Here is a 10,492-nt window from a genome sequence, read left to right as displayed (position 1 = left end):
TATTATAATTAAAATTATTAAATATATAAAATTTAATAAAAGAATTTTACTAACTGCAAGGTGAACTAAAAGTAATATTACAGCACAGCCTAAAGATGTAAATAATGTTACTAATCCTTCCCCACTATTGGTAGCTTCAAACTTCTGAGAAAAAGGAAAGACTTTTTTTAAAACTCCGAAGTTAATTATCATTAATAATATAAAACCTAAAAATGCAATAACTAAATGAATAATTACCCTAGGTCCAAATATTATAATAAATATTAAAGATAAAATTATATAAGGCCCAAGCATTAGCTTATATAAAGCTGCTTTAATTACTCCTTTAAATATACTTGAAGTTTCCATAATTGGTGCTACTTCATATATCCATGCCCCTAAATACTTTTCAGAATATCTAAGCATTATTAAAATATTAGGTATAACAAGTGCAAAGGCATAAATAGTCAAATAAAACCTTGAATTTCTTATATTATCAAATATTCCACCTATATTATTTCTATCTATTGATGGGAAAAGAAATAGTACTGGCAAAACTATTCCTAATGCTAAATTAGGATAAATCTTTAGCTTAAATTCTCTCTCCGAATTCATAATACCAAGAGAAAAATTAAAGAAGGCTCTTTCACTATTATCCTTACAAAACAAATTATTAATCTTTATTAACAACTTATTTTTTTCTTTTATTTTATCCTCATTATTATTTAGTTTTTGAAGATTATTTTCAAAGGATGGTATTGATTTTATATAGATAATCATAGATATTATTGGCACAGCTATAGCTAATAAACACATTATTATTTTTATTAAAGTGATTTCCTCTCCTGAAATAATAGACAGTGGAGCTGAAAACCACATAGGTGGTATTAATAAATGCCATATCTTTTCTTTATAGGAAATGTCCGATATATCAAAAACCCCAAAAAGTCTAGGAATTATTTGATAACCTACTACCATAACTACACTTAAAATTATTTGAACAAAATTAATCATATCTTTAAGCTTTTCACCATCAAAAAACTTTAAAACAAATAAATATACTAATGCTGTTATAATAATCATAAATATATCTAATAATATGATTTCTAATATAAATATTAAAGAATATAATCCTCCATATTTAAAAGATATTAAAAAAGAAACACCAACTAAAGCAAGAGTTAAGTAAATCATATAAATAACCACATGAGTTATTTTTGCAGCATTAATAGTTTTACTATCCACACCTTTAGTGAATAATATATTTTTATCTCTTACATCTAAAATTACATAGGAAAAATCTGAAATGAAAATAGTTAAAATCATAAACATAATTGCTGAAAAATAAACTGTCATCATATACATTTTATTTATATCAAACATTAGCATAAGTCCTATAAATACCCCAAAGAAAGCATACATTATTAAAGCTTTATAAAATTGATTAGAATCCTCTTTATTCTTTTTAGTATCATTAAAAACTGTTGCTTTCCGTCTTCCATCCATAGTTAATTTTACATTTAATATTAATCTAAAGGCATCATAATCTACACCAGCTTTTTTGTATAATCCTGATAACTTGTCTATAATTTTTAAGACCTTAAACTCCTTCATGACTATACCTCTTTAACCACTGAAATAAAACTTTCAGCAAGTTCTTTATACTCATGAAATCCAGTAACTTCGTTAAATATATTTTCAAGAGAACTTTCTTTATAACTATTTTTTAATTCTTCAAAATTTCCATCAGCAACAATTTCACCATTATTAATTAATACAATTCTATCACTTATTTTTTCTACTATCTCCATTATATGAGATGAATAAAATATAGTTTTACCTTCATTAGCAAGGTAGGTTAATATTTCTTTTATAATCATAACACTGTTTGCATCTAATCCACTTAAAGGCTCATCTAAAAATAAAACTTCTGGATTATGAATTAAACTAGCTATAAGAATAAGTTTTTGCTTCATTCCCTTAGAATAAGAAGATATTCTCTTCTCATAAGAATCTAATATTCCTAGTATATCCATTAATTTTTTTGCTTTTTCATCAGCCTTATTATATTCCATTCCATAAAGTTGTCCAACGAAGGTTAAATACTCTTTTCCAGTTAAACTATCATATATTTCTGGAACTTCTGGTACATATCCTATTCTTTTTTTATAGCTTTCATTCTCCTTTGATATTTCTTCTCCAAAAACCTTAATTTCCCCTGTATAACCTTTAAGCAACCCAAGTATTAATTTTACAGTTGTGCTTTTTCCTGCTCCATTAGGTCCTATATAGCCTATAATACTTCCCTTACTAACCTTTAAGTTAATACCCTTTAAGACTTCCTTTTCTCCAAAGCTTTTCCTTAAGTCAACTAATTCTAATACCATATTATTTTCCATTTTATCACCTCTCATATAATTTTACCTAATTTTTACTTAAATGTAAAATTGTAAAGCACTATTTCTTACTACCTTGTAAATTATATCTCAGTATAAAATTCTTTTTCATTATTAATAAATCTTCTATATCATTTAAAAATTGTAATAGTTGAGCTCTATTTTCAAATTCTTCTCTAGTTTTTGGAAGTGGCATTTCCTTAAATCCTAACTTTAATAACTTTAATTCTTCTAAAAGCTCCTTACAATCATTTGTATCTTTTATTTGCTCTGAAACACTTTTTGTAAATTTTGATATCATATAAGTTTGTTCAAAGGACATATAAAATTTTTCGAAATGTGATCTTAATTTTTTTATAATTTCAAACTGATTTTTTCTCATATTCATATAATCAACATAATAATAATTAGCTTCTGAAAAGTTATTATTATATATTTTATAAGCTCTGTCTAAGCTTTCATTTAATCTATTTTCTATGTCTCTAATAAGAATTTGCTCATCTATATCCACTGTATAAGTTAATAAGGATTTAGACATTTTATTTAATATAATCTTATAACTTTTTTCTATATACTCTTTATCTTTTTCAAATTCATGATTTAGTGAAGGCATATATAAATTTGCAATTGATGCTATTCCCACTCCTATTATCATTATTAAAAGCTCATTAATTATTAAATATAAAGAGATTTCATCAGTTACTAATATGTGAGTAGATAATACCACTGCTGGAACCATCCCTTCAGATATATTAAATTTCGATGTAAATGGAATAAATATAATAAGAAACAAAGCAAAGGTTATAGGATTTTGACCTATATATTTATATATTAAAACGGATAAAAAAATCGCTACAGTACATGCTACAATTCTATTTTTACCTACAATTAATGCTTTTTTTCTAGTATCTTGAATACTTAAAATAGCTATAACAGCTGCAACAGTTGAAAATTGCAAATTTAATTCATTAGAAATTAATAAGGCTATCATGGCTGATATAGTCATTTTAAAAGCTAAATTATATATATATTTCAAACAACTCCCCCCTATTTAAATTTTCTTTTTGCATAACCACATCTTTTACAAAGATCCTCTACTGCTTTCCTTTGCGAAAATCCATCATATATATTTATAGCTCTTTCTGAATTTATAATATCTTCTAGCTCATCTTTAAAGATATTTCCTAAAGGTATCTTCCCTTCACTATCTAAGCAGCAAGGTACTACTGTACCATCTAATAAAATCCCTATTTGATCTCTTAGGCCATGACAAAATACGTCCTCGCTAATTAGTGAAATAGTTGAATCTGGCCAACTAAACTTTTCTGCCATATTTAAATATACTCTTTCCTTTAACTTAATACCTCTTTTATCTAATAATGCATCTTTTATTGAAAAATTTATTTTCAGCTTATCTTCTATTAATTTTAGTATTTCTAAATTTAAATTGTTATTTGCTTTTAGTTCTTCAGTATCTATGTTCCATAGTCTAAGGGAAGTTATAATTTCAGTTTTTTCATTTGCCTCCTCAATGAATTGCAAAATATTATTTAAATAATCATAAAAATTAATATTATTTTGATTTGCTTCAAAGCTATGTAGAGAAATATTTATTTGTCTAACAGCATTGGAATTAATTATTATATCTTTAACATTATTTATTAATGTTCCATTACTAGTTATATTAACCTTTATATTTGCTTCCTTTGCAATTTGAAGAAAGCTTCCTAGATTCTTATTTAGAAATGGTTCTCCCATTAAGTGTAGGTAAATATGATTTGTATATCCTTTTACTTTATTTATTATTTCTTTAAAGTCATCAGTACTCATAAAACCTAGTTCTCTACTAGTCTTAGGGCAAAAATTACAACTTAAATTACATATGTTAGTTGTTTCTATATATATTTTTTTAAATCTTGTCATAAGTAATCTCCTTTTTCTTTTATAGAATTAATTTATCATATTATTGTTATTCTTCCAATATATTAAGTAATATGAGATAAATATTAAATTAAATAATATGTAAAGGATGTGAACTTAATTTGGATCCATACAAAGTTTTAGGAGTTTCTCCAAATGCTTCTAAAGATGAAATTAAAAGAGCTTATAAGAACATATTAGAAGAATATGCCTTAGGAAATTCAACAATTGATTCTAGACCCTTAGCTGAAGGTGTCATTAATGATGCTAATATGGCTTATGATGTTTTAGTTAATGGAAATTTGTATAAAGAAATAAGATCCTATATTGATAATAACAATATTACCATTGCTGAAAGTAAATTAAATTTATTAGATTTAAAAAATTCTGCAGAATGGAATTATTTAATGGGATTTGTTTATTTCAAAAAAGGTTGGTTTGATATTGGTGTTCAACACATATTGAAATCTACTGAACTTGATCCTTCAAATGAAGAATATTCAACTACGTTAAAGACCATAAGAAATAGATCTAATGAAATAATTAATTATTACAAGCAAAATAACAATCAAAATCCTACTCCAAATAACAATCAAGCCCCTCCACAAAACAATATGAATATGTGTGGCGGCGGTGGCGGTAATATGGGTGGTGGCGGTGGCCTCTGCTAAATAAAAGGAGCTGCAAAAGCAGCTCCAAATATATATTTACTCTAGCTGAGTTATTAATCTTCTCATTACATCCTTTAATTTTCCTTCTCCTACTTCTTCATTGACTCCTGCTATTATTACTCTTATATCATTATCAGATAAATCCCATTTATATGCTTTTACATCTATAATAGAATCTTCTGGTAATAATTCTTCCATATCTGTAGCTAACTCTTCACTTAAGCTCATGTATTCATCAAATAAATCATCTTCGCTTAAGTCTTTTATATCATAATCATCACTAATTATTTCATTTAAAATATCAATTGAAATACTTAAGTTATATGCAAAGGTATCTTCTCTTTTAGTTCCCTTGCTCATATCCTTTAATACCTTAAATTCAGAATTTTTTTCTATTTCATTTTTTATTTCTTCAGTATCAACTACTTTTCTTCCAAATGCTATATACATATTTACCTCCAATTAAAATTTAATATTATTATCTATAGATTCCTTAATTACTAATTTAAGCCTATTAAATTCTTCCTTATATCTTTTATGCTCTAATTGAGGGAAGGCCTCAAAAAGCCTTTTAAGCCTATTAAGTTTTTTAAAGTTAAATTCCTTTTTATTAAATTCTTTCTTAAGTTGTTCTAAAATACTCATATTCTTTAAGGTTATATTTAAATTAACTACTTCACTAATAGTTAATGTAAGATCTACTACAAATACAAATATTAATATATAGGACGTTATTATAATAGTAATATTTGAAAAACTAATTATAAAATTTGACATCAATGGATGGATGAATTCCACTAATACTAAGGATAATATTGAAAATAAAGATGAATTTAATAAACAAACTCTTCCCTTAATATTAAATTTTCTATTAGAATAATTCCAAAGTCTTGTATGAAATACAGATTCTAATAATATAGCTGCTAAAAATTCTATTATTGAAGCTATAATTCCACCAAATATAAATATCATAAAAGGAGAAGTAATATTTAATCCCATCATTATATAAATTACAAATACTGCGCCAAATCCATATACAGGACAAACTGGACCCTTTAAAAAACCTCTATTAATAATTTTTTTAGCTGGTATAGAACAATAAACAACTTCACAAATCCAGCCTAATAAACTATAAATGCTAAAATATAAAAACAAAACTAATCCCCACATATAACTCACCCCAATAACTAATCACAAACTACTTATTTAATTAAATATATATACTTAATCATATATTCTTTATGTATATTATCATTCTTATAGTTAATCTTTTTATGTATATTATTTTATACAAAAGTAAAAATTGCATAATTGATAGCCTTATCTCTTTGTACTATAATATATTTATTATAGTATATAGAGGTGTTAACATGAAATTTTTACAAGGCATTTACGGTATTGACTTATTATCACTAATTTTATTACTAGTAGCTTCACTACTTAATCTTTCAAGATATACAAGTATTATAGGCACAGCTTTAGTAATAATCTCTTTATTAAGAATATTTTCAAGAAATATTTATAAAAGAAGATCTGAAAATAATTCCTTAATTACCTTTCTTAATAAACCTTTATCTAAAGTAGGCTTAAGAATTCCATATAATAGTCAACCTATTGACTTTACTAGTTTTTCTTACTTATATCAAGTAATTAAAAATAAAGTTAATGAAAAGAAAAACTATAAAATAACAAAATGCCCTAACTGCGGTCAAAAATTAAGACTTCCAAGAAAAAAAGGGAAAGTAGTTGTAACCTGCAAACGTTGCTTACATAAATTCGATTTTAGAACTTAATATACATTGTGGCTACAAATTTAGAATGTATACTTAATGATGTAATTTGTTCCAAATTATTAAAAATATATTTATTTTAGAAACTCCGTAAGGAGTTTCTTCTTTAATTCTTGATTCTTCATTTCCATTAAGGTATATCTACTCCTCTTGAAGCTACATATATTTCAAACCATTGATCTCTTGTTAATTTTATTTCTGTTGCTCTTATGGCAGTTTTAATTCTATCTATCTTACCAGAACCTACTATAGGCATTATATTACTTGGATGCATAAGTAGCCATGCATATACTACTTCATCAATTCCATTAGCTGACACTTCATCTTTTATCTTATTTAATACATTTTGAACTCTTAAAGCTCTTTCATCATTGGCATTAAATAATCTTCCTCCTGCTAACGGAGACCATGCCATTGGTTTAACTCTCTTTTCTAGCATTAAATCTAAAGTACCATTTTCAAAGGAATCAAGACATAAAGGTGAAATTTCTACTTGATTTGTTACAAGACTATCTTATAAATATGAATTTAGCATATTAAACTGTGCTGGTAAAAAATTTGACACTCCAAAATATCTAACTTTTCCTTGAGTTTTTAATTTTGTAAATGCTTCTGCTACCTCTTCTGGGTTTAATAATGCATCTACTCTATGAATTAATAATACATCTAAATAATCTGTATTAAAGTTCTTTAAGGATCTTTCTGCTGACTTAATTATATGTTCCTTACTTGTGTCATAGCAGTGTGACTTATTCTCTGGTCTATTTTCAGATGGAAACTTAATTCCACACTTAGTTACTATTTGAAGTTTTTCTCTTAGGCCCTTTCTTATTTTTAATGCATTTCCAAACTTTTCTTCACAACAGAAGTTCCCATAAATATCAGCATGGTCTACAGTTGTTATTCCTAATTCATAAGCTTCTTCAATTAGTTTAACTAATTCATCATCACTTATATTCCAATCCATTAATCTCCAATATCCTTGAACGATTCTAGAAAATTCTAAATCATCCCTTAACTTAACATTATTCATTTTTCTTCCTCCTACATTCATTAGTAAATAAATTAATTATAGCATATCCCTACATACATATTAACCTATGCAATATTAAAAATGGCTAAACTTTCCTAAATATTTTTTCCTTCTACATATTAACATACTTTTTTACTTTAATTTTCATATTAAATTTTTTATATAAAAATAATAGGAGAAAGATAAAAATTATCTTCCTCCTATTATTTTTATTATTTTTCTGTTTTAACCTCTATAGTATTTCCATCAGATGTAATGGTAATTTGCCCTTGCTTATCAGTTCTATATGCTTCAATCCCCATATTTTTAATTATATCTAATATTTCTCTATGTGGATGTCCATATGAATTATCAACTCCACAGCTAATTATTCCATACTGAGGTGAAATTGCATCTATAAATTCCTTTGTAGATGATGTACTAGAGCCATGATGACCAAACTTAATAACATCTGCTTTTAATTCATTTGCATAACTTTTTAAAACTTCTGATTCTACAGACTTCTCTGCATCCCCTGTAAATATAAATGATTTATTCCCATAAGTTAATTTCATAATTGGTGAATAATCATTAAGATTATCATAAGTATCCTTATTTGGAGAATAAGCTATAAACTTAGCACCTTCTCCTATATCAATACTAGTTCCTTCATTAATTACCTTTACCTTTACCTTAAGTCCCTCATTACTTACTGCCTTCATCATATTTTCAAAGGTCTTAGTTGTACTTGTTACCTTAGGCATATAAAAGCTTTTTACTTCATATTTTTCAAATACCTTCGTCATTCCTCCAATATGATCTTCATGGGGATGTGTTGCTATAACTATTTCAAAATCATCTATATTTTTTTCTTCTAACTGCTTCAATAGCTTATCAGCATCACTTCTTGGACCTGCATCTATAAGTATATCTAAACCATTAACTCTAATATAAGCTGCATCGCCTTGTCCAACATCTAAATAAGATATTTCTATATTACCATTAGTATTCCCTAGATTATTATCTACAATATCTTTTCCAAAGAAAGCTGAAAATGCTGCAATAATTGCAAATACAACAATAGTTATTAACTGTGCTTTTTTATTACCCTTATGCTTTTTCATAGTTTTTTCAAAAGCATTTTTTAAATCCTTCTCTTTAGTCAAAATCCCGTCCTCCTAATATATCTAAATCATAAATATTATATGTATTAACTCTTAAAATGTCAAAAGGCACTGCATTTTGTCCTGCAGTGCCCCATAGTCATAGTCAAATAAAAATAAATAACTTGCGACTACAACCATATTATTTGTGGATAATAATTTTATTATTCATTTTAAAACTCTTGTTTTTCATGAAAGTTTTGGTAAGTGTAGAAACTAATATTATACCCAAAGCTAATGCACCTGCTGAAGCTATAGTTTTTATTCCTATTTCTAATGATTTCATAATATCACCAGTTATTGCTTCAACCATTGTATAGTACATCCCGCCTCCTGGAACTAATGGAATTAAAGCAGCTATTACAAAGGTAGTTACAGGTGTCTTTAGAATTCTTGCAAATATTTCTGAATATATACTTAATGCAAGAGATGCTAAAAATAAGGATGTTATATCCGAATATCCAAAAAATAATGACAGCTTATATACAAACCACCCTAAAGCACCACAAATAGCTGCAAAAAATAAATTTTTTCCTTTTATATTAAATACTATTCCAAAAGCAAAAGCTGCTATAAAAGCAGATAAAACTTCTAATGTCATTTATATACCTCCAAAGACGCTTATCCAAAAGCTTAAAACTACTCCTGTTCCAACTGCAACTGCAATAGCTATTAAGAAAGCTTCTGCACCTCTTGCAAGGCCTGACACTAAATCCCCAGCCACTGTATCTCGAATGGCATTAGTAATTGCAAGTCCTGGAACTAAAAGCATTATAGATCCTATGATAACCTTGTCCATATCATTTGCTAAATTAATTTTTATAGATATTATAGCTAATAAGGCTAAAATACCTGCTGATATACTTGTATTAAAAAAAGTATTTATTCCTATATTTTCACACTTTATAGACACATATTTTACTGCTAGTCCAATAAAAAACGCAGCTATGGCATCTCTTAAAGAGCCTCCAAATAAAAATACAAATCCCAAAGCTCCTATGGCAGAAAATAAAATTGTTGTTTTATTTGAATATCTTTTTTCTTCTTCTATTTCCTTAAGACTTCTCTTTAACTCTTCTAATGTAATATTATCTCTATCAATACTTCTTGCTAAGTCATTTACTTTATGAATCTTTTGCAAATCAACTGAACGATTTGAAATTCTTTCAACTAAGGATTTTATTGCTCCATTATGTGATACAGAGGATATTATTACTGTGGGAGTTGCAAAGCTACTTGCAGATTCTACACCTAAAGATATACAGATTCTATTCATAGTTTCTTCAACTCTATAAGCTTCTGCACCACTTTGTAACATTATTTTACCTGCATAATTAGCTACTTCCAGTATTTCATTTATTTCCATGGTTTATCCCTTCTTTTTTAAATTAACCTCATATATTATACAATTCCAAATTTAACATGTCTATATGGTTTTTCTCAATAAAAATAGCTATTTAATAATAAATTTTTAAAATATATAATTAAAGAAAAGGCTCCTATATAGTATAATCCCCTTATGGTAGACAAATATAAAAAGACCCTTATAATTAGGTTAGAT

Annotated in this window: 11 protein-coding genes and 1 pseudogene; 2 read left to right on the top strand and 10 right to left on the bottom strand. The window is 26.5% G+C overall.

The annotated features are described in order from the left end of the window. The 4 genes from HUJ77_RS12105 to HUJ77_RS12090 all read right to left on the bottom strand — a co-directional run. The coding region (locus HUJ77_RS12105) for a hypothetical protein (RefSeq protein WP_291708974.1) at positions 1 to 1,593 on the bottom strand (1,593 nt) is incomplete at its 3' end. Between the two features lie 2 nt (positions 1,594 to 1,595). Continuing rightward, complete coding sequence (locus HUJ77_RS12100; protein ID WP_291708972.1) at positions 1,596 to 2,378, bottom strand: ABC transporter ATP-binding protein; 783 nt, start codon at positions 2,376 to 2,378, stop codon at positions 1,596 to 1,598. Positions 2,379 to 2,436: 58 nt separating this feature from the next. Continuing rightward, positions 2,437 to 3,411: an aromatic acid exporter family protein gene (locus tag HUJ77_RS12095; RefSeq protein WP_291708971.1), complete on the bottom strand. Its 975-nt coding sequence runs from the start codon at positions 3,409 to 3,411 to the stop codon at positions 2,437 to 2,439. An 11-nt stretch (positions 3,412 to 3,422) separates the two neighbouring features. After that, positions 3,423 to 4,298 (bottom strand): radical SAM protein, encoded by an 876-nt coding sequence (locus tag HUJ77_RS12090; RefSeq protein WP_291708968.1) that lies wholly within the window; start codon positions 4,296 to 4,298, stop codon positions 3,423 to 3,425. Between the two features lie 119 nt (positions 4,299 to 4,417). Here HUJ77_RS12090 and HUJ77_RS12085 point away from each other — a divergent pair, with 119 nt between their 5' ends. Further along, a complete protein-coding gene (locus HUJ77_RS12085) occupies positions 4,418 to 4,966 on the top strand; it encodes a DnaJ domain-containing protein (protein ID WP_291708965.1) in 549 nt (182 codons plus the stop codon). A gap of 36 nt (positions 4,967 to 5,002) precedes the next feature. On the opposite strand, the gene HUJ77_RS12080 is transcribed toward HUJ77_RS12085, so the two are convergent. Together HUJ77_RS12080 and HUJ77_RS12075 are read right to left on the bottom strand one after the other, a co-directional pair. Continuing rightward, positions 5,003 to 5,416 (bottom strand): hypothetical protein, encoded by a 414-nt coding sequence (locus HUJ77_RS12080; protein WP_291708964.1) that lies wholly within the window; start codon positions 5,414 to 5,416, stop codon positions 5,003 to 5,005. A gap of 12 nt (positions 5,417 to 5,428) precedes the next feature. Next, positions 5,429 to 6,136 carry a putative ABC transporter permease gene (locus HUJ77_RS12075; protein ID WP_291708962.1) on the bottom strand — a complete coding sequence of 236 codons (708 nt, stop codon included), beginning with the start codon at positions 6,134 to 6,136 and terminating at the stop codon, positions 5,429 to 5,431. Between the two features lie 200 nt (positions 6,137 to 6,336). Here HUJ77_RS12075 and HUJ77_RS12070 point away from each other — a divergent pair, with 200 nt between their 5' ends. Then, entirely contained in the window at positions 6,337 to 6,759 is a 423-nt protein-coding gene (locus HUJ77_RS12070) for a hypothetical protein (protein ID WP_291708960.1), read from the top strand. A 127-nt stretch (positions 6,760 to 6,886) separates the two neighbouring features. Here HUJ77_RS12070 and HUJ77_RS12065 read toward each other — a convergent pair. From HUJ77_RS12065 to HUJ77_RS12050, 4 genes and pseudogenes are all read right to left on the bottom strand, one after another. Beyond that, positions 6,887 to 7,789 (bottom strand): annotated as a pseudogene (locus tag HUJ77_RS12065) (aldo/keto reductase family oxidoreductase). Positions 7,790 to 8,001: 212 nt separating this feature from the next. After that, positions 8,002 to 8,892 (bottom strand): ComEC/Rec2 family competence protein, encoded by an 891-nt coding sequence (locus tag HUJ77_RS12060; RefSeq protein ID WP_291708976.1) that lies wholly within the window; start codon positions 8,890 to 8,892, stop codon positions 8,002 to 8,004. Between the two features lie 181 nt (positions 8,893 to 9,073). Further along, the gene (locus HUJ77_RS12055) at positions 9,074 to 9,532 is read right to left on the bottom strand and encodes a threonine/serine exporter family protein (RefSeq protein WP_291708959.1); all 459 of its coding nucleotides are present in this window, start codon (positions 9,530 to 9,532) and stop codon (positions 9,074 to 9,076) included. Further along, complete coding sequence (locus tag HUJ77_RS12050) at positions 9,533 to 10,297, bottom strand: threonine/serine exporter family protein (RefSeq protein ID WP_291708957.1); 765 nt, start codon at positions 10,295 to 10,297, stop codon at positions 9,533 to 9,535. Positions 10,298 to 10,492: the final 195 nt, after the last annotated feature.

The organism is Clostridium sp., assembly GCF_021443865.1.
GTDB lineage: Bacteria > Bacillota > Clostridia > Clostridiales > Clostridiaceae > Clostridium.
The sequence above is the reverse complement of the archived record's forward strand: the minus strand, read 5'-3'. Positions and strand labels throughout refer to the sequence as shown.